The following is an 18,513-nucleotide window of genomic DNA, read 5'->3' on the forward strand; positions in this document are numbered from 1 at the left end:
ATGAAAAAATTTTACCCCGAACGGCCAAAAAATATATCAATTGATCAGTGGTGGATCCGTCGCACGTGCCCCGGGGGCATCGGCACAAGCCCTTGTTCCGACTGCTTGCATTCCATCCCGGAAGCCCGTAGACTTCCCCCTTAACCGGAGTCCCTCGTGACCCATCGCATGACCAACCTGGCCTGGAACTGGCGCTACTGGCACCAGGGGTCGGGCGTTCGCGTGGGCAGCCTTCGGACATAAGGCATAGAGAACCCAAAGCAAGCATCCCGGCCCACCTTCACGGTGGGCTTTTTCGTATCTAGAGGAAAACATGACACCTGCATCCCCCACATCCACCCCGGCGGCTGCGGCCCCCCTGGTGATCTCCTTCCCGGCGGACCTCACGACCCCCGTGCGGGCCTTCCTGGCCCTCACGGAGCCGGGCCAGGACGCCTACCTGCTGGAGTCCGTCACGGGCGGCGAGTCCCAGGCCCGCTTCTCCTTCATCGGTCTGGACGCGTCGGAGGTCTTCGAGGCGGGGACGGAGGCGGCGCTGGTGCGCGGCGGCGTCCGGGAGGCCCTGCCGGGCCACCCTCTGGCGGCCCTGGAGGCCTGGGCCGCGGCCCTGAAGGTGGAGACTCCCGAGGTCCCGGTGCCCTTCCTGGGCGGGGCGGTGGGCTGGGCGGACTTCAGCGCCTTCGCCCTGGCCGAGCCGGTGCTGGAGGCTTCCTTCCCCGGGGCCCGCAAGCCCAGGCTGCGCTTCGGGCGCTTCGCCTCGGGCCTGGTGCTGGACCACCTCAAGCAGCAGGGCTACCTCTACCACTTCCCCACGGCCGGGGACGGGGAGGCGCGCCTGGCGGAACTGGCCTCCCGCCTGGAAGGGGCCCTGCCCGAGCGGCCCGCCCCGCCGGTCTTCGCGACCACCCGCACCCCGGACCGGGCGCGGTTCGCGCGCAACTTCAAGGCCGCCCAGGAGGCCATCCTCGCCGGCGACGCCTACCAGATCGTGCTGAGCGAGCCCTTCGAGGGGCGCATCGAGGGCGACCCCTTCGAGGTCTACCGGCGGCTGCGGCGCCTGAACCCCTCCCCGTACCACTTCTTCGTGTCCCTGGGGGGCCGCACCCTGGTGGGCGCCTCGCCGGAGATGCTGGTGCGGGTCGAGGGCTCGCAGGTGGCCACCGTGCCCATCGCCGGCACCCGGAGGCGCTCGGGGGACCCGTTGGAGGACGGGCGCCTCGCCGCCGAGCTCAAGGCCGATCCCAAGGAACTGGCGGAGCACGCCATGCTGGTGGACCTGTCCCGCAACGACCTGGGCCGGGTCTGCGCCCACGGCTCGGTGACGGTGCCCGTGCGCGAGCAGGTGGAGATGTTCAGCCACGTCATGCACCTCATCTCCGAGGTGCGGGGCAGCCTGCGCCCGGAGCTCCGGCCCCTGGACGCCCTGTGGAGCACCTTCCCGGCCGGCACGCTCAGCGGCGCCCCCAAGATCCGCGCCACCCAGATACTGGCCGCCCTGGAGGGCGAGGACCGCGGCGCCTACGGCGGCGGGGTGGGGATCCTGGACCGCACCGGCAATCTCGAGATCGCCATCACCATCCGCAGCCTGGAGATCCAGGACGGCGTGGCGCGGTTCCGCGCCGGGGCCGGCATCGTGGCGGATTCGGTGGAGGCTTCGGAGTGGGCGGAGATCCACGCCAAGGCCGGCGTGCTCCTCTCCGCCCTCGGCGTGGAGGTGCACCGATGATCCTGTTCGTCGACAACTACGATTCCTTCACCTACAACCTCGTCTCCATGATCGGGGCCCTGGAGCCCCGCCTGGAGGTGGTGCGCAACGACGCCCTCACGGTGGAGAAGGCCCTGGCCATGGACCTGGACGGCCTGGTCATCTCCCCGGGGCCCGGGCACCCCCGGGACGCCGGCGTCTGCATCGAGCTGGTGCGGGCCCTGGCGCCCAGGGTCCCCATCCTGGGCGTGTGCCTGGGGCACCAGGTGATGGTGGAGGCCTTCGGGGGCCGGGTGGCGAGGGCGGGCCGGCCCATGCACGGGAAGATCTCCCTCATGCCCCACGACGGCTCGGGCCTGCTGGCGGGTCTGCCCGACCCGCTCCAGGTGGGCCGCTACCACTCGCTCGCCGCCGAGGCCGCGAGCCTCCCGGACTGCCTCGCGGTCCAGGGCACGACGGCCGACGGGGAGATCATGGCCGTCCGCCACCGCACCTTCAACTGCCACGGCGTGCAGTTCCACCCGGAGTCCATCCTCACGCCCGACGGCGCGGGGCTGCTGGCCAACTTCGTGGGGCTGTGCCGGAACCCCGTCCTGAACTGAGGCCCCCATGATCATCAAGCTCAAGCACCCCGTCCCCGCCCTGGAGGCCCTGGAAGGCGCCCGGCGGCTGGACTTCCCCTTCGGCCTCTTCCTGGCCCTGCTGGGCCCCGGCGGGCCCTCCCTGAAGGAGGTCCAGGCCCTGGAGGGCGTCGAGTGGGCCAAGGCCTCGGGCGCCAAGCCCATCCTGGCGGCCCGGTCCGCGGCGCCCCGGGGCACCCGGGTGGCCCTGGGCCGCGCCGACGTGGGCGGCGAGGCCATCGCCCTCATGGGCGGTCCCTGCTCGGTGGAGGACCGGGAGCAGATCGTCGCCACCGCGAACTACATCGCCGCCTACGGCGCCACCGGCCTCCGGGGCGGGGCCTACAAGCCCCGCACCTCCCCCTACGCCTTCCAGGGGCTGGGGCAGGAGGGGGTCCTGCTGCTGCGCGAGGCGGGGGACGCCTCGGGGCTGCCCGTGATCACCGAGGTGATGGACCCCGCGGACGTGGAGGAGATGCTGCCCTTCGTGGACTGCTTCCAGATCGGCGCCCGGAACATGTCCAGCGCCCCGCTGCTGCGCGCCGTGGGGCGGGCCGGCAAGCCCGTGCTCCTCAAGCGCGGCCCCTCGGCCACCCTGGAGGAGTTCGTGCTGGCCGCGGAGTACGTCCTGCTGGAGGGCAACGCCCGGGTGATCCTCTGCGAGCGCGGCATCCGCACCTTCGAGACGGCCACCCGCAACACCCTCGACCTGAACGCCGTCCCCGTGCTCAAGGCCATGACCCACCTGCCGGTGGTGGTGGACCCCTCCCACGGCACCGGGCGCCGGGACGCCGTGATTCCCATGGCCCGGGCCGCCGTGGCCGCGGGGGCCGACGGGATCATCGTGGAGGTCCACCCCGATCCCGCCAGGGCGCTCAGCGACGGCGCCCAGTCCCTGCATTTCCCCGAGTTCCGCCGCCTCGCAGAGGAGTTGGGCCCCGTGGCCCGGGCCGTGGGCCGGCGCCTGGATCTTCCCCAAAGCCAGTCCGGCGTCCCGTACATCCGGCGCGCCGTGGGCTGGGGATCGGCCAATTGAGGAGCATGCGATGACCAACCCCCTGCACCTTTCCGAGAACCTCTCCCTGGACGGGGCGCGGGCCTTCATGGAGGCCTGCCTCGACCCGGATTCCGACCCCAAGGCCGTGGGCCAGGCCCTCCTGGACCTGAACGGCCGCCCCTTCCGGGGCACCGAACTCACGGCCTTCGCGCAGGTGCTGCGCGGCCACGCCGTGGCCTTCCCGGCCCCCGGGCCCTCCCTGGACACCTGCGGCACCGGCGGCGACGCCCGCCAGGGGGTGCACACGGCCAACCTCTCCACCCTGTCGGCGCTGGCCCTGGCCCACATGGGCGTGGACGTGGTCAAGCACGGGAGCCGCTCGGCGTCGAGCCTCTGCGGGTCCGCGGACCTGCTGGAGGCCCTCGGCCTCGACCTGGCCCGGCCCCTGCCGCTCCTGGAGGCGGACCTGGCCCGCAGCCACTTCGTGTTCCTCTTCGCGCCGCGCTTCCACCCGGTGCTGGCGCGCATGGTGCCCATCCGCCGCGCCCTGGCGGTGCCCACGGTGTTCAACATGCTCGGCCCCCTCCTGAACCCGGCCCGCCCCGCCTACCAGGTGCTGGGCGTGGCCCGGGAGGAGTGGGTGCTTCCCGTGGCCGAGGCCCTGGCGGCCCTGGGCCTGGAGCGGGCCCTGGTGGTGCACGGCACCACCGCCTCGGGCGCGGGCATGGACGAGGCGTCCCTGGAGGGCCCCACCCTGCTGCAGCCGGTGCGAGCCGGGCGCCTCCTTCCCGCCGTGCGCTTCTCGCCCGGGGACGCCGGGGTGCGCGGCGGCCTCGCGCCGGCCGCCGCCGGCTCCCTGGAGGCGTGCGTGGACCTGGCCCGCGGCCTCGCCGGGGGCGCGGGCCACCCGGACTATTCCAGGCGCGTGGCCGAGGAGGTGGCCCTCCAGGCCGCCCTGGGCCTCGCCCTGGTGCGGGACCGGGAGCTGTCCGGCCTGGGAGCCCTGGTGGCCGAGGTGCGGGCCTCCCTGGAGGATGGGCTGCCCCTGCCGTCCCTCCTGTCCCTGGCGGCATAGCCATGGCGGAGATCCTTTCGGCCATCGTGGAGCGGGAGCGCCTGCGCATCGCGGAGCAGGCCTTCCGGACCCCCTTCCGCGCCCATCCCCTGCGGGGCGAGGGCCCCTTCGAGCTGGCCCTGCGCCGGGCGCGCCTGCCGGTCATCGCGGAATTCAAGCGCTCCTCGCCCTCGCTGGGGCCCTTCGCCCTCGACGCGGACCTCGCCTCCCGGCTGGGCGCCTACGCCCGGGGCGGGGCGGCGTGCCTTTCCGTGCTGGCCGAGCCCCACTGGTTCGGCGGGCGCCCGGGTGACATCCCCCTGGCCCTGGGCTTCGGCCTGCCGGTGCTCTACAAGGGCTTCGTCTGCACCCGGAAGCATCTGGAGGAGGCCGTGGCCCTGGGGGCCCAGGCGGTGCTGCTCATCGCCCGGGTGCTGGGCGGCGAGCTCCCGGCCTACGCCTCGGCGGCGCGGGCCCTGGGCCTGGAGCCCCTGGTGGAGCTGCACGCCATCCACGAGATCGCCGCCGCCCAGGAAAGCCGGGCGCGCCTGGTGGGGTGGAACGTGCGCAACCTCGCGGACTTCTCGGAGGGCCCCGCCGACGCGGAACCCCTGCGGCGGGCCTTCCCGGGGGCGCTGCTCATCCGGGAATCGGGCCTGCGCAGCCCGGAGCTGGCCCGGGAGGCCCTGGCCCAGGGCTTCGACGCCCTGCTCATCGGGGAGTCCCTCATGCGCGCCGCGGATCCGGAAGCCTTCCTCCGGGCGGTGCGTCCGTGAAGGCCAAGGTCTGCGGCCTGACCACCCCCGGGGACGTGGCCCTGGCGCTGGCCTCCGGGGCGGACTGGCTGGGCTTCCTCGCCCATCCCGCGAGTCCCCGCCACTGCCCGGATCCCCTCCTGCCCCGGCTGGCCGGGGACCGGGCCGTGCTGGTGGCGGTGGCCGGGGACGCGGCGGAGATCGCCCGGTGGGCGGAGCTCTGCGGCGCCCGGTGGGTGCAGCCGTACCTGCCGGACCGGAGCGGGCTTGAACTCCTGCGGGCCCGCGGGCTGAGCATCCTGCTGCCGTGGCCCGACGAGCCCGGCCAGGAGCCGGCGCCCGCCGACCTGTACCTCTGGGAGACCGGGCCCAAGGCCACCGGCCTCCTGGGCGGGTCCGGCCTGGCCCACGCGGGGGCCCATCCTCCGCCCGGGCCCTTCCTCCTGGCCGGCGGGCTCCGGGGGGGCCTGCTGGCGGAGCGCCTCGGGGCGCTGCCCGCGCACATGGACTGCAGGGGCTTCGACGCGGCGAGCCGCCTGGAACGCGCCCCTGGCCTGAAGGATCCCGCCCTGGTGGCGGCGTTCGTGGCCGAAGCACACCGATTGGAGAAGCGATGACGACGGAATTCACCTTGTCCGGACGCTACGGCGACCTGGGCCTCGGGGGCTGCTACGCGCCGGAGACCCTCATGCAGCCCCTGCTGGAGCTGGAGGCGGCCTTCGTCTCGGCCCTGGCCGACCCCGGCTTCCAGCGCGAGCTGAAGGAGGAGCTGCGCACCTTCGTGGGCCGGCCCACGGCCCTCACCTCCGCGCCGCGGCTGGCCAGGGAGCTGGGCCTCCACGCCCTCTACCTCAAGCGCGAGGACCTGGCCCACACCGGCGCCCACAAGATCAACAACGCCCTCGGCCAGGCCCTCCTGGCCCGGCGCATGGGCAAGCGCGAGGTCATCGCGGAGACCGGCGCCGGCCAGCACGGCGTGGCCTGCGCCGCGGCCTGCGCGCGCCTGGGCCTATCCTGCACCGTCTACATGGGCGAGGTGGACATGGCCCGCCAGGCCCCGAACGTGGCCCGCATGCGGCTCTTCGGGGCGGAGGTGGTGCCGGTGACCGCGGGCCTGCGCACCCTCAAGGAGGCCGTGAACGAGGCCCTGCGCACCTGGGCGGGGCGCTGCGACAGGGCCCACTACATCCTGGGATCGGCCCTGGGCCCGCATCCCTTCCCGCTCATCGTCCGCAGCTTCCAGAGCGTCATCGGCGAGGAGGCCCGGGCCCAGGTGCTCGAGGCCTGCGGCGAACTGCCCGAGGTGGTGGTGGCCTGCGCGGGGGGCGGCAGCAACGGGCTGGGACTCATGGTGCCGTTCCGGGACGATCCGGTGCGCCTGGTGGCGGTGGAGGCCGGGGGCCACGGCGCGGGCATCGGCGAGCACGCCGCGCGCGTGGGCGGCGGGCGCGTGGGCGTCCTGCACGGCTGCAAAAGCCTCCTGCTCCAGGACGAGCACGGCTGGACAGCCGAGACCGCCAGCATCAGCGCGGGCCTGGACTATCCCTCCATGGGCCCGGAGCTGGCGGCGCTGTGCCTGGAGGGCCGCGTCGAGGCCCTGCGGGCCTCGGACGCCCAGGCCCTGGAAGCGGCCCGGCGCCTCTGCCGCGCCGAGGGCATCCTGCCGGCCCTGGAATCCAGCCACGCCCTGGCCGTCCTGGGGCGGCTCGGGGCGCGCACCGTCCTGGCGGGGCTCTCCGGCCGCGGCGACAAGGACCTCTCCACCTACCAAGCCGCGCTGGGAGCCTGACATGGAACCGATCCTTCCCTTCATCATGGCGGGCGATCCCACGCTTTCAGGCCTTCCGGCGCTGCTCGCGGAATTCCGGGCCCTGGGGGTGGGCACCGTGGAGGTGGGGCTGCCCCATTCCGACCCGGTGGCCGACGGCCCCGTGCTGCAGGCCGCGGCCCACCGCGCCCTGGAGGCCGGCACCTCGCCGCGGCGGGTTCTGGAGGCGCTGGCCGGGCTTCCGGGGCCGGACGTCGTCCTGTTCACCTATTTCAATCCGCTGCTGCAGCTGGGGGACGACCTGGAGCGGCTCCTGGCGCCCACCCCCGTGAGGAGCCTGCTGGTGGTGGACCTCCCCTTCGGCGAGGAGCCCGCGTGGGAGGAGCGCCTGCGGGCCGCGGGCTACCCCATCGTGCCCCTGCTGACCCCCACCACGCCCCTGGCCAGGGCCCGGCAGCTCCTGGCCTCCCGGCCCGACCCGGGCTCCGGGCATCCCTTCGCCCAGCGCTTCGCCTACGTGGTGGCGCGCCTGGGGGTGACCGGCACGGGGCAGGGCACCGACCTGGGCCCGGTGGCCGAGCGCCTGGAGGCCCTGCGCGGCGCCACGGACCGCCCGCTGGCCGTGGGCTTCGGCCTGGACGACCCCGGGAGCCTGGAGCGCGTGCGGGCCCTGGGCGCGGTGCCCGTGGTCGGCTCCGCCCTGGTGGCCGCGCTGGCGGGAGGCGCCGCGCTGGGCGCCTTCCTGGGGCCGCGGCTGCCGGTCACCGGACCGTGAGCTGCTTTCCCTCGGGGCTTTCCAGGTAGTCCAGGAGCCGGCGGAGGCTGGCGCTGGGCTTCTTCCCCTTGATGACCAGGAGGACCGGCCGGGTGATGGCCGGGGTGACGGGGCTGTTGACCTTGAGGCTCTCCTGGGAGGCCTTGGGGGCGAAGCCGATGGAATGGGACGTGGCCGCGACGGCCTGCACCAGGGTGACGCCCGCCGGGAAGGTCCACTTGGCGGGCCCGAAGGGCGCGCCGCCGAGTATCTGGCCGCGGAAGGTGTCGTTGGTGGCGATCTGGGTGGGATCCAGGAGCAGGACGATGGGGGCGTCGTCCCCGCCCACCTGCTTCCAGTTGGTGGTCTTCCCGCTGAAGATGCCCTGCAGCTCCTCCCGGCCGAGCTCCAACAGGAGCACGTCGGGGCTGGTGACCACCTGGATCTGGTCGATGCCGATCTGGAACCGGGTGATCTCCTCCTCGGAGGGCACCCGGAGGTTCTTGGCCTTGATGGAGGCCACCCAGTCCTCCCAGGTGAGGCCGCCCGAGGCGGCTTCCACCTGCCCGGCGTCCAGGAGGCGCCAGGCTTCGGGGCTGCGGGCGTCCTTGAGGACCAGGTGGATGCCCGTGGCCTTCTCGAAGGGCCCCTGGATGCGGTTGAAGATGTTCTGGGCGGGCGTGATGCCCACCGCCAGGACGAGGTCCTGGGCCCGGAGGCAGATGGCGGCGAAGGCGATGATGCAGATCCGGCCCACGTTCATGGGAACTCCTTATAGGCTGGAGGAAACGTTCGTCCTGCAGATCGTCACCCCTCCCTTATCGGAGTCTTCGTGATTCTCTTGATTTCCTCAGCGAAGAAATTGGATTTCGACCGGCCCGTCCCGGAGGTCCCCGTTTCCCTCCCGGTCCACCTCCCGCAGGCCCGGACGCTGGCGGGCCTCCTGAAAAAGCTGGATCTGGGGGCCCTGGGCAAGCTCATGGCCATGTCCGAGGACTTGGCCGCTCTGACGGCAGGCCGCTACCGGGCCTGGAAACCCCCGTTCAGCCCGGCCAACGCCCGGCCGGCCGCCCTCGCCTACAGCGGGGAGGCCTTCAACGGGCTGGGCGCCACCGGCATGGACGCCGCGGACCTCGCCTTCGCCCAGGACCGCCTGCGCATCCTTTCGGGCCTCTACGGCCTGCTTCGCCCCCTGGACCTCATCCAGCCCTACCGCCTCGAGATGGGCGCGCGCCTGCCCAACCCCAAGGGCCCCGACCTCTACGCCTTCTGGGAAGGGACGCTCACCCGGGCCCTGAAGGCGGCCCTGGACGGAGGCCCCCTGGTGAACCTCGCGTCCGGGGAGTTCTCCCGGGCCGTGGCGCTCCCGGCCCGCACCTTGACGCCGGTGTTCCTGGACGGCGGCAAGGTGGTGAGCTTCCACGCCAAGCGGGCCCGGGGCCTCATGTGCCGCTTCGCCATCCTGAACCGGATCAGGGAACCCGAAGGGCTCAAGTCTTTCGACTCGGAGGGCTACGCTTTCGACCCCAAGGACAGCACCGGCGACCGCTGGGTCTTCCGGCGATAGGCTTTTCCAGGGGTGGTGCCGATCTTCGAGATCAAGGCCGCGAACCGAGGGGCCCAATTTCCAGGACTTCCCGGATTCCGGATCAGAGGAACTGTCCCGCCGTCCCCGCTTCCCGCGGCACGCCGTTCACGAACACCTCCAGGATCCCCTCCGCAGCCAGGCCGGGATGCTCGTAGGTGGCCATGTCCCGCACCTTGGCCGGATCGAACAGGACCAGGTCCGCGTGGCACCCGGGCTTGACCAGGCCCCGGCCCGCAAGGCCGAAGACCTCCGCGGGCAGGCCCGTCATCCTGTGCACGGCCTGCTCCAGGGTGAAGAGGTTGCGCTCGGCCACGTACACGCGGAGGAAGCGCGCGAAGGTGCCCCAGAGGCGGGGATGGGGATGGACGTCGTGGGGCAGGCCGTCGGAGCCGACCATGCAGCGGTCGAAGGCCAGGAAGCGCTCCACGTCGGCCTCGTCCATGTGGAAGTAGATGGCTCCCCCGGGCTTGAGGCGCTCCAGGGCCTGGGCCTCGGTGCAGCCCCAGCCCTTGGCCACCTGGGCCAGGGTGTGGCCCGCGGCCTTGGGATGGGGCAGGGACCAGGAGACCAGCACCTTGCTGGACTGGGAGGCGAAGGCCGGGTCCAGCACCGTGGAGCCCGCGGTGTAGGGGTAGGCGTCGATGGCGAAGGGGACCCCGGCGCCCTCCTCCGCGTAGAGGCGCAGGAGCTCGCTGCTGCGGCCGCGGTTGGCCCGGCCTGCGACCTTCTGGTGGCTGAGCACCAGGAAGGCCCCGGATTCCCGGGCGCAGCGGAAGGCTTCGCGGGTGGCGCCGGCCACGCCGTCGAACTCGTCGCGCACGTGCATGGCGAGGCGGCCGCCGTGCCTCGCCGCGGCCCGGGCCAGGGCCACCACCTCGGCGGTGTCGGCGCCGATGTTCGTGGGGTAGGCCAGGCCGGTGCTGAGGCCGCGGGCGCCGGCCTCCATGGCCTCCTCCACGTCCCGCACCATGGCCCGCAGCTGCCCGGGGTCCGCGGGCCCCGACCAGTCCTCCATGGTGCGCACGCGCAGGGTTCCGTGGCCCACCAGGGCGGCCACGTTGGTGGCGAGCGGGGCGTCCTGGAGGGCCCGGGCGTAGGCGGCGAAGGTGGGGAACGTGAAGTCCTCCGCGCCGCCCAGGAGGTCGAGGGGGGCGGGGGGGGCCTGGAGGGGGGAAAGGGGCGCCAGGCTGATGCCGCAGTTTCCCACCACCACGGTGGTGACCCCCTGGCTCGACTTGGGGAGGATGGAATCCGCGCGGAACACGGCGCGGTCGTCGTGCGTGTGGGTGTCGATGAACCCCGGGGCGAGCACCTGGCCCTGCGCGTCCAGCACCGCCGCGGCGCGGGCCGGGCCCAGGTCCCCCACGGCATGGATGCGGCCGTCCAGGAGCCCCACGTCGGCCTTGAAGCGGGGGCCTCCCGTCCCGTCCACCACCAGGGCGTTCCGGATCAGGGTGTCGAAGACGGGCTGGGGGGCGTCCATGTCATTGCCAGGATACCTGAGATTGCGTATCATTGGGTACTTCCGAGAGGCGCTGCAAGGCATCTCCATGTCCCAGGCTCGGAAGCCTGTGCTCCCAACGGCGCTTACCTTGAAACCTCAGCCGGGTTCGCGGGTAGGCGCGGGATCGCCGCCCGGTGTCCCCACCCGGCAGCCGCCCAGGAGTTCCCATGACCGCCACCACCACCGACTTCCAGGTCGCCGACCTGTCCCTGGCCCCCTGGGGCCGCCGCGAGATCGCCATCGCCGAGACTGAGATGCCCGGCCTCATGGCCATCCGCGAGGAGTACGCGGGAGCCCAGCCCCTCAAGGGCGCGCGCATCGCGGGCTCGCTGCACATGACCATCCAGACCGCGGTGCTCATCGAGACCCTGATCGCCCTGGGCGCCGAGGTGCGCTGGGCCTCCTGCAACATCTTCTCCACCCAGGACCACGCCGCCGCCGCCATCGCCCAGGGCGGCACCCCGGTCTTCGCCCTCAAGGGCGAGAGCCTGGACGACTACTGGGACTTCACGCACCGCATCTTCGCCTTCAAGGAGGGCGCGGCCAACATGATCCTGGACGACGGCGGGGACGCCACCCTCCTGGTGCACCTGGGCGCCCGGGCCGAGAAGGACGCCTCCCTGCTGGACAACCCCGGCAACGAGGAGGAGCGGGCGCTGTACGGCGCCATCCGCCGCACCCTGGCCACCGATCCCGGCTTCTACTCCCGGCAGCTGGCCGGCATCAGGGGCGTCACCGAGGAGACCACCACGGGCGTCCACCGCCTCTACCAGATGGCCGAGAAGGGCGAGCTGAAGTTCCCCGCCATCAACGTCAACGACTCCGTGACCAAGTCCAAGTTCGACAATCTCTACGGCTGCCGCGAGTCCCTGGTGGACGGCATCAAGCGCGCCACCGACGTCATGATCGCCGGCAAGGTCGCCCTCATCTGCGGCTACGGCGACGTCGGCAAGGGCTGCGCCCAGGCCATGCGCGCGCTGAGCGCCCAGGTGTGGGTGACCGAGATCGACCCCATCTGCGCCCTGCAGGCCGCCATGGAGGGCTACCGGGTCGTGACCATGGACTACGCCGCCGACAAGGCCGACATCTTCGTCACCGCCACCGGCAACCACCACGTCATCGACCACGCCCACATGGCGAAGATGAAGGACCAGGCCATCGTCTGCAACATCGGCCACTTCGACAGCGAGATCAACATCGCCTCGCTGGAAGGCTACCGTTGGGAGGAGATCAAGCCCCAGGTGGACCACGTCATCTTCCCCGACGGCAAGCGCATCATCCTGCTGGCCAAGGGCCGCCTGGTGAACCTGGGCTGCGGCACCGGCCACCCCTCCTACGTCATGAGCTCCAGCTTCGCCAACCAGACCCTGGCCCAGATCGAGCTGTGGACGAAGAAGGGCGAGTACGCGGTCGGCGTCTACACCCTGCCCAAGAAGCTCGACGAGCACGTGGCGAGGCTCCAGCTGAAGAAGCTCAACGCCCAGCTCACGGAGCTCTCCGAGACCCAGGCGAAGTACATCAACGTTCCCGTGGAAGGGCCCTTCAAGCCCGAGCACTACCGGTACTAGTGCTCTTCGACGCGCATTGCCACCTCCAGGACGAGCGCTTCGGCGCCGGGCTGGAGGCGGTGCTGCGCCGGGCCGCCCGGGCCGGGGTGACGCACATGGTCTGCTGCGGCACCCGGGAAGGCGACTGGGACCGGGTGCTGGAGCTGGGCCGCCGACCGGAGATCCTTCCCATGGCGGGCCTGCATCCCTGGTACGTGGACGGCGCGTCCCCGGGCTGGGCGGCGCGGCTGGAGGCGGCCTTCGACGCCGGCGCCGGCGCGGGCGAATGCGGCCTCGACTTCTCCGACGGCAGGCCCTCCCGGGAGCTCCAGGAGGAAGCCCTGCGCGCCCAGCTCGCCCTGGCCATCCGGCGCGACCTCCCGGTCTCCCTTCACTGCGTGAAGGCTGCGGGGCGCCTGCTGGAGATCCTCCGGGAGACCGGCCTCCCCGCCTCGGGCGGCCTCGTGCACGCCTTCTCCGGCGCCCCCGAGGTGGCCCTGGAGTTCCAGGCCCTCGGCCTGCACCTGTCCTTCGGGCGCGCCCTCACCGTCCCCGGAGCGAGGCGGGCCCACGCCTCCCTGGCGGCGCTGCGGGAGGACCGGATCCTCTTCGAGACGGATTCCCCCGACCTGCCCCCGGAGGGGGTGACGGGCCCCAACGAACCCGCCAACCTGGCGCGCATCGCCGCCGCCTCCCCCCGCCCGGTGCCCGCCCATGAAAACGCTTCACGCCTCTTCAGGAGATGGTTGAGATGAGATGGTACGCCCGCACCGAACAGCTCCTGGGCGCCGAGCCCCTGGCCCGGCTCCGGGACGCGCGGGTGGCCGTCTTCGGCCTGGGGGGCGTGGGGTCCTACGCCGTGGAGGCCCTGGCCCGCGCCGGGGTGGGGCACTTCCGCCTAGTGGACTACGGCGCGGTGGACGCCACGAACATCAACCGCCAGCTCTTCGCCCTGCACTCCACCCTCGGCCGGAAGAAGGCGGACCTGGCCGCGGAGCGCATCCTGGACATCAACCCGGACTGCGACGTGGACGCGCGTCCCGGCTTCCTGGACCCGGACACCGTGGACGGCTTCCTGGACCCGCGCCCCGACATGGTCGTGGACGCCATCGATTCCCTCAACTCCAAGGTCACCCTCCTGGAGGCCGTGCACCGGCTGGGCATCCCCGTGGTCTCCAGCATGGGCGCCGGCGGCAGGATGGACGCGTCCCAGGTGCGGGTCGGGGACATCTCCGAGACCCTCATCTGTCCCCTGGCGCGCGTGGTGCGGCTGCGCCTGCGCAGGCGGGGCGTGGCCTCGGGCATCCCCTGCGTCTACTCCGTGGAGCCCGCCCTCAACACGACGCCCTTCGAACCCGCGGACGTGGGCGAGCACCACGGCACCGGCCGCAAGCGCCAGCCCATCGGGACGGTGTCGTACATGCCGGCGCTGTTCGGGCTGCGGGTGGCGCAGGAAGTGATCCGGAGGCTCCTAGTGTAGGCCGCCAGAAATACCTGTAACGCCAATACAGCTCGTCGCATCCAAGCGGCAGGTGAGAACTTTGGCGCAAGTGGGGCGAGTTGATCTAACTGTGGAGCAATTCAGACGCCTTGAGGAAATGGCGCGGAGCCGGACCTTGCCTGCGCGCAGCGTCCTGCGGGCCAAGATTGTTCTTCATCGAGCTTCTGGCGAGTCCTTTCGTGACATCGGCCAGGCTTTGGGCTGTGATCATCGGACTGCTTGGCAATGCCTCAAGCGATGGGAGGAAGCGGGCTTCGATGGCCTCGAGAGGGAACGCCCAGGTCGAGGCCGGAAGTCTTGGGTGATTGCTTTGAAGGGGCAAGAGGTGCTCCATAAGACGACGCAGGAACAGCCCGTCAATGCCACGCACTGGAGCCGGGCCTCCATGGCGCAGGCCACCGGGGTGAGCGAGAGCACGGTGGGACGCATTTGGCGTCAGAATGGCCTCAAGCCGCACCGCACCGTTGGTTTCAAATTAAGCAACGATCCTCATTTCGAAGAGAAGTTGGTGGACATCGTGGCCCTGTATCTGGACCCTCCGGAGCATGCCATCGTGCTGAGCGTAGATGAGAAGAGCCAGATTCAGGCCCTGGACCGGACTCAGCCTGGCCTACCGATGAAGAAGGGTCGCTGCGGCACCATGACGCACGACTACAAGCGCAATGGAACGACCACCCTCTTTGCGGCCATGAACACGCTGGATGGTACGGTGATCTCGGCCACGATGCCACGTCATCGCCATGAGGAGTGGCTGAAGTTCCTCAAGCGGCTTGAGCGGGGTACGTCGAAGCGACTCGCTCTGCACATCATTTGCGACAACTACGCCACCCACAAACATCCGGCGGTCAAAAGCTGGTTGAAAGGCCATTCGAGGGTCCACGTTCACTTCACCCCCAGCAGTTCATCGTGGTTGAACATGGTGGAGCGATTTTTCCGGGACATCACGGAGAACCGCATCCGAAGGGGTATTTTCAGATCCGTCCCGGAACTCGAAGCAGCGATCCACACCTATATCGCGAGACACAATGCCGCTCCGAAACCATTTGTTTGGACCGCGTCCGCGAACGATATCCTCGCCAAGGTGACACGAGCACGGCAGGCCCTCGCGGCCATTCGGACGGCCTCTGCCAAGGGTTGACGGCGAACCTGCCTTTTTCTTTTCCTCGGTATCCTCGGCCTCCTCGGCGCCTCGGCGATGGCTTTCTCAAGTATCAGTCGGCGCAAAGATTACATGCGCCGAAGCACCCGTCGAAAAGCCCATCGCCGAGGCGCCGAGGAGGCCGAGGATACCGAGGAAAGAATTTTGGCCTGAACGTCCCGGCGTGATTGAGCGCACTCCTGACCCGAAGGAGGAAGTCATGGGTCGGCATTGGGGCGAAGATTGGGGCGACAACTATCCCCATCGAGATATCACCGAAGCCATCATCCTCGCTGCCATCAGGGTGCAGATAGTTCTGGGGCCTGGACTCCTGGAAAATGCCTACAAGGCTTGCCTCGCCCATGAACTCAGGTTGGCCGGACACGAGGCCCTACGCGAGGTTCACCTCGACATCACCTACAAGGAATTGTGCGTCGAGAATGCCTACATCATGGATATCGTGGTGGACCACAAGGTGGTCGTCGAGGCGAAGGCCATTGCGAAGTTTTCGGATGCCGACTTCGCCCAACTGAATAGTTGCCTCCACTTTGCAAATTTCGAAGTGGGCCTGCTGATCAATTTTCATAACTGGCCCCTCAAGGACGGGGGCATCAAGCGACTCGTCAACACCAAGCCCTGAACTGGACCCGAGGCGAAGGGGGGGGGACAAGGTGTTACCTGTTCTTCTGGCGGCCTACACTAGAGGGTGTTTTAGAAATAGAAGGCCCCGCGATGATGGCACCGTGCCCGGCAAATCAAGGAAGGCGAGGAAAACCGATGCGGGACATCGGTCGACGAGCCTGACGCAGAGTTGGCGGGCACGCTGCCATCACCCGGAGGGCGGTGCCCAGAAGCGCGCTTATCGTGCGCAATGCCCTTGAATGGATTCCCAATCCATCCTGCGGGCATTGCGCACGATAATCACGCTTCTGGACACCGTCGCGGGGCCTTCTATTTCTAAAACACCCTCTGATATGTATTGGCCTGTCAAGGCTGGCAGCCAACTATTTCTCTTTTCCGGCAGTGTGTAGGGAGCAGAACGGACGGCATGCCGACGGTTGATCAGTCTGATATGCGCGGGTTGGGTACCGCATGACAACGGGTTCGTCGAGGAGCTGCCTCGATCTAGTGGCGAGGGTCATTCCAGAAGCGAATGCCTCTTAGAGGGTTCGAGGATTCTCCCACCGTTGTCCGTTCTGCTGCCGACACACTGCGGCTGCACTTCAGCCAGCTAAGGCTTGGGGGTAGGCGGTGGCAGGGCCTGGCCAATGGCCCAGAGGAAGCCGGTCAGCTCGCGGGCGATGGCCGTGCAGGTCTGGACCTTCTTCTTGCCCCTGGCCTCGAACTGCCGGTAGCGTGCGCAAAGGCGCTTCTGTGCAGCCCAGGCGATGGTCTGCACTGCTTCTGGAGCACGTTCGGCCCGTCTTTGCAGGCTCGGGGTTTTCCTCGCGGGATGCCGGTAGGTCCATGCTGCCTCCACCAGGACCCTGCGCACATGGCCATTGCCGGTCTTGGTGATCCCCCCGCGGGACCGGGTCTCGCCACTGGAATGCTCGCTGGGAACCACCCCCAGATACTTCATCAACTGGGGTGCATTGGCGAATCGCCTCAAATCGCCGATCTCAGCCACGATCGTGGTCGCAGTGAGGCGGTTGATCCCGCGCAGGGCCATGTAGCCTTCGATCAGCCTGGAGAAGGCCGAACTCGATCCGGCGGTTTCGATCTGCTCGTCGAAGGCCGCAACCCGTCTGGTCATGGCCTGGACCGTATCGACATATTCCTGAAAGACGATTTGTTGGACCGGCTGGTCGAACTTCATGGTTTCCAGCCAGCGGAGATGGGCCTGGGTCCACCGGGTTTTTCCGGAATAGGTCCGCCCGTGCCGCAGCAGGAAGGCCAACAGTCGCTGCTTGGCGACGTGCTGCAAATGCTTCAGGTCCTCCCGAGCCCGGGTCAGATCCCGCAGGGCCTCCTGGGCTTCGTCGGGCACCCATATTGCCGTTAGTTCCCCGGCCCGGTGGAGCCTGGCCAAGGTCAGACTATCGCGGCGGTCGGTTTTGACCCGGTCCCCAGGTTTCCTGGGAATGAGGGACGGCGCCACAACCTGGCACTCCAGCCGTAAAGCGAGTAGTTGCCGATAAAGGATGTAACCGCAGGGGCCCGCTTCGTAGCAGAACGAAAGCGTCGCGCCATCCTTCCGGAGTTGCCTCACAAGTTTCACCACGGCCTCCGGTGTATTGGCGATCTCACCCACGTACCGAACTTCCCCTTCGTGGGCTTCAGCCACCGAGACCGCAATCGTCTCCTTGTGGACATCCAGCCCGACGTACTTGCTCACCCTGCTAGAATCGTTCACGGCCTGTCCTCCTCAATTACGGCTCTGAGCCGGTTGTGTAATGCGCACTGAGCTTAACCCGCGTCATTTAAGGACGGACAGGCCCCTTTGAGGAGCCTGGGGCCTTGCCTCGGTGGGCCTTGCGCACCACCCTTTAGACAGCCGGGCGGAGGTTAGGGCTACCGCAGGGATGCGACCCGAGCGCCGACCCGGGCCCGGAAACAGGGTGGGCCGGAGTCATCCGGCCCCGTCCTTGGCAACCGCCTTTCCAACCGGCCCAGTTTCTGGGCTTCAGGCGATAAATCCCGGGGGTCTGGGGGCAGAGCCCCCGGGGATCTCGTTCTAACGGCCCGCCTGATTCGTGTCAGGCCAATACATGATGTCTAGGCTAGATGCCCCGCCACCCAGGCCGCCACCGGGATGCTCAATCCATTTCCCAGCAGCTTGTAGCGCCCCTCAGCGGACACCTCCTCCGGGAACGCCGGGGGAGGCTCCCACCCCAGCAGCCGCGCGGTCTCGGCCACCGAGAACCGGCGCACGCCGCGCTCCGTCTCCAGGAAGGACCCGCTGCCGACGTAGCGCCGACCGTAGCCGCCGATGAAGCATGCGGTGCGCGTGGCGTCCTCCGTCACCAGATCCAGGCCGGGCCGGTGCCGGAGGGCTTCGCCCAGGTAGAGGCCGGGGTCCTCGACAGGGTCCAGGAACCCCCGCAGGGGCGCCGTCGGGAGGCCGGGGAGCTCCCGTCCCGCCAGGGTCCTCCGGGAGGCCACCACGAAGGCCCGGGGCCGCTGGTTGGGCAGGCCGAAGCGCTGGGGGTCGAGGGTGTATTCCAGCGCATGGAAGCCGCCCTCCCGGAGCCGGTCCGTGAGCAGGGCGTGGGCCCCGGAGCCCAGGAAGCCCTCCACGGACTCCAGCACCAGGTGCTCCGGCGGGTGCGCCGCCAGGAGCTCCATCAGGCGGAGGAAGGCCCGGGAGCGCGGGTCCTCCAGGTCCTGGCGGTTCCCCATGCGGCAGAAGGGCTGGCAGGGCGGGCTCATCGCCCAGGTGTCGGCCCCGTGCCGCAGGATTTCCGCGGCGGGCACGGTGGCCAGCTCCCGGGCGATGGGACGTTCGCCCCAGATGCGGGCGTAGGTGGCCAGGGCCGGCGGGCTGATGTCGTAGGCCGCCGCGATCGTGGCACGTGCGCCGAAGGCGCGGCGCCAGCCGCCCATGCCCGCGAAGAACTCGATGACGCGAAGGTGCCCCAT

The 18,513-nt window shown here is 70.1% G+C and carries 18 protein-coding genes and 1 riboswitch; of the genes, 14 read left to right on the top strand and 4 right to left on the bottom strand.

Translation table 11 applies throughout. The features are described 5' to 3' along the window. Positions 1-313: 313 nt before the first annotated feature. The 8 genes from ACZ5MC_RS10025 to trpA are packed head-to-tail and all read left to right on the top strand — an operon-like array spanning position 314 to position 7,674. On the top strand, positions 314-1,726 hold the full coding sequence (locus tag ACZ5MC_RS10025) for an anthranilate synthase component I family protein (protein ID WP_306600196.1): 1,413 nt from the start codon (positions 314-316) through the stop codon (positions 1,724-1,726). Further along, positions 1,723-2,307 (top strand): anthranilate synthase component II, encoded by a 585-nt coding sequence (locus ACZ5MC_RS10030; protein ID WP_464517657.1) that lies wholly within the window; start codon positions 1,723-1,725, stop codon positions 2,305-2,307. Before ACZ5MC_RS10025 ends, ACZ5MC_RS10030 begins: the two co-directional genes overlap by 4 nt. A 7-nt stretch (positions 2,308-2,314) precedes the next feature. Continuing rightward, positions 2,315-3,361 carry a 3-deoxy-7-phosphoheptulonate synthase gene (gene aroF / locus ACZ5MC_RS10035; protein WP_306600198.1) on the top strand — a complete coding sequence of 349 codons (1,047 nt, stop codon included), beginning with the start codon at positions 2,315-2,317 and terminating at the stop codon, positions 3,359-3,361. A gap of 10 nt (positions 3,362-3,371) precedes the next feature. After that, positions 3,372-4,397 carry an anthranilate phosphoribosyltransferase gene (gene trpD, locus ACZ5MC_RS10040; protein ID WP_306600200.1) on the top strand — a complete coding sequence of 342 codons (1,026 nt, stop codon included), beginning with the start codon at positions 3,372-3,374 and terminating at the stop codon, positions 4,395-4,397. Between the two features lie 2 nt (positions 4,398-4,399). Further along, on the top strand, positions 4,400-5,152 hold the full coding sequence (locus ACZ5MC_RS10045; RefSeq protein WP_306600201.1) for an indole-3-glycerol phosphate synthase TrpC: 753 nt from the start codon (positions 4,400-4,402) through the stop codon (positions 5,150-5,152). Then, positions 5,149-5,748 carry a hypothetical protein gene (locus ACZ5MC_RS10050; protein ID WP_464517658.1) on the top strand — a complete coding sequence of 200 codons (600 nt, stop codon included), beginning with the start codon at positions 5,149-5,151 and terminating at the stop codon, positions 5,746-5,748. The genes ACZ5MC_RS10045 and ACZ5MC_RS10050 overlap by 4 nt, the downstream gene beginning before the upstream one ends. After that, on the top strand, positions 5,745-6,920 hold the full coding sequence (gene trpB, locus ACZ5MC_RS10055) for a tryptophan synthase subunit beta (RefSeq protein ID WP_464517659.1): 1,176 nt from the start codon (positions 5,745-5,747) through the stop codon (positions 6,918-6,920). The genes ACZ5MC_RS10050 and trpB overlap by 4 nt, the downstream gene beginning before the upstream one ends. 1 nt (position 6,921) lies before the next feature. Further along, positions 6,922-7,674: a tryptophan synthase subunit alpha gene (gene trpA / locus ACZ5MC_RS10060; protein WP_464517660.1), complete on the top strand. Its 753-nt coding sequence runs from the start codon at positions 6,922-6,924 to the stop codon at positions 7,672-7,674. Here trpA and ACZ5MC_RS10065 read toward each other — a convergent pair. Continuing rightward, entirely contained in the window at positions 7,661-8,416 is a 756-nt protein-coding gene (locus ACZ5MC_RS10065; RefSeq protein WP_464517661.1) for a substrate-binding domain-containing protein, read from the bottom strand. The genes trpA and ACZ5MC_RS10065 overlap by 14 nt on opposite strands. A gap of 69 nt (positions 8,417-8,485) precedes the next feature. Between ACZ5MC_RS10065 and ACZ5MC_RS10070 the strand changes: the two genes are divergently transcribed. Beyond that, positions 8,486-9,220, top strand: coding sequence for a YaaA family protein (locus ACZ5MC_RS10070; RefSeq protein WP_464517662.1), 735 nt, complete (start codon positions 8,486-8,488; stop codon positions 9,218-9,220). An 82-nt stretch (positions 9,221-9,302) separates the two neighbouring features. On the opposite strand, the gene ACZ5MC_RS10075 is transcribed toward ACZ5MC_RS10070, so the two are convergent. Continuing rightward, a complete protein-coding gene (locus ACZ5MC_RS10075; RefSeq protein WP_464517663.1) occupies positions 9,303-10,724 on the bottom strand; it encodes an N-acyl-D-amino-acid deacylase family protein in 1,422 nt (473 codons plus the stop codon). A 38-nt stretch (positions 10,725-10,762) separates the two neighbouring features. Next, positions 10,763-10,837: riboswitch (S-adenosyl-L-homocysteine riboswitch) on the top strand. A 75-nt stretch (positions 10,838-10,912) separates the two neighbouring features. Between ACZ5MC_RS10075 and ahcY the strand changes: the two genes are divergently transcribed. From ahcY to ACZ5MC_RS10100, 5 genes are all read left to right on the top strand, one after another. Next, on the top strand, positions 10,913-12,313 hold the full coding sequence (gene ahcY, locus ACZ5MC_RS10080; protein ID WP_306600209.1) for an adenosylhomocysteinase: 1,401 nt from the start codon (positions 10,913-10,915) through the stop codon (positions 12,311-12,313). Next, entirely contained in the window at positions 12,313-13,047 is a 735-nt protein-coding gene (locus ACZ5MC_RS10085; protein ID WP_464517664.1) for a TatD family hydrolase, read from the top strand. The genes ahcY and ACZ5MC_RS10085 overlap by 1 nt, the downstream gene beginning before the upstream one ends. Then, positions 13,044-13,772, top strand: a complete 729-nt coding sequence (locus ACZ5MC_RS10090) for a tRNA threonylcarbamoyladenosine dehydratase (RefSeq protein WP_464517665.1) — start codon at positions 13,044-13,046, stop codon at positions 13,770-13,772. The genes ACZ5MC_RS10085 and ACZ5MC_RS10090 overlap by 4 nt, the downstream gene beginning before the upstream one ends. Positions 13,773-13,890: 118 nt before the next feature. Beyond that, positions 13,891-14,931 (top strand): IS630 family transposase, encoded by a 1,041-nt coding sequence (locus ACZ5MC_RS10095; protein WP_306602277.1) that lies wholly within the window; start codon positions 13,891-13,893, stop codon positions 14,929-14,931. A gap of 220 nt (positions 14,932-15,151) precedes the next feature. Continuing rightward, on the top strand, positions 15,152-15,571 hold the full coding sequence (locus tag ACZ5MC_RS10100; RefSeq protein ID WP_306598196.1) for a GxxExxY protein: 420 nt from the start codon (positions 15,152-15,154) through the stop codon (positions 15,569-15,571). Positions 15,572-16,162: 591 nt separating this feature from the next. Here ACZ5MC_RS10100 and ACZ5MC_RS10105 read toward each other — a convergent pair. Together ACZ5MC_RS10105 and ACZ5MC_RS10110 are read right to left on the bottom strand one after the other, a co-directional pair. Next, on the bottom strand, positions 16,163-17,269 hold the full coding sequence (locus ACZ5MC_RS10105; protein ID WP_373432559.1) for an IS110 family RNA-guided transposase: 1,107 nt from the start codon (positions 17,267-17,269) through the stop codon (positions 16,163-16,165). A 380-nt stretch (positions 17,270-17,649) separates the two neighbouring features. Further along, positions 17,650-18,513 (bottom strand): DNA cytosine methyltransferase, encoded by an 864-nt coding sequence (locus tag ACZ5MC_RS10110; protein WP_464517666.1) that lies wholly within the window; start codon positions 18,511-18,513, stop codon positions 17,650-17,652.

This window comes from Mesoterricola sp. JemC181, assembly GCF_055384585.1.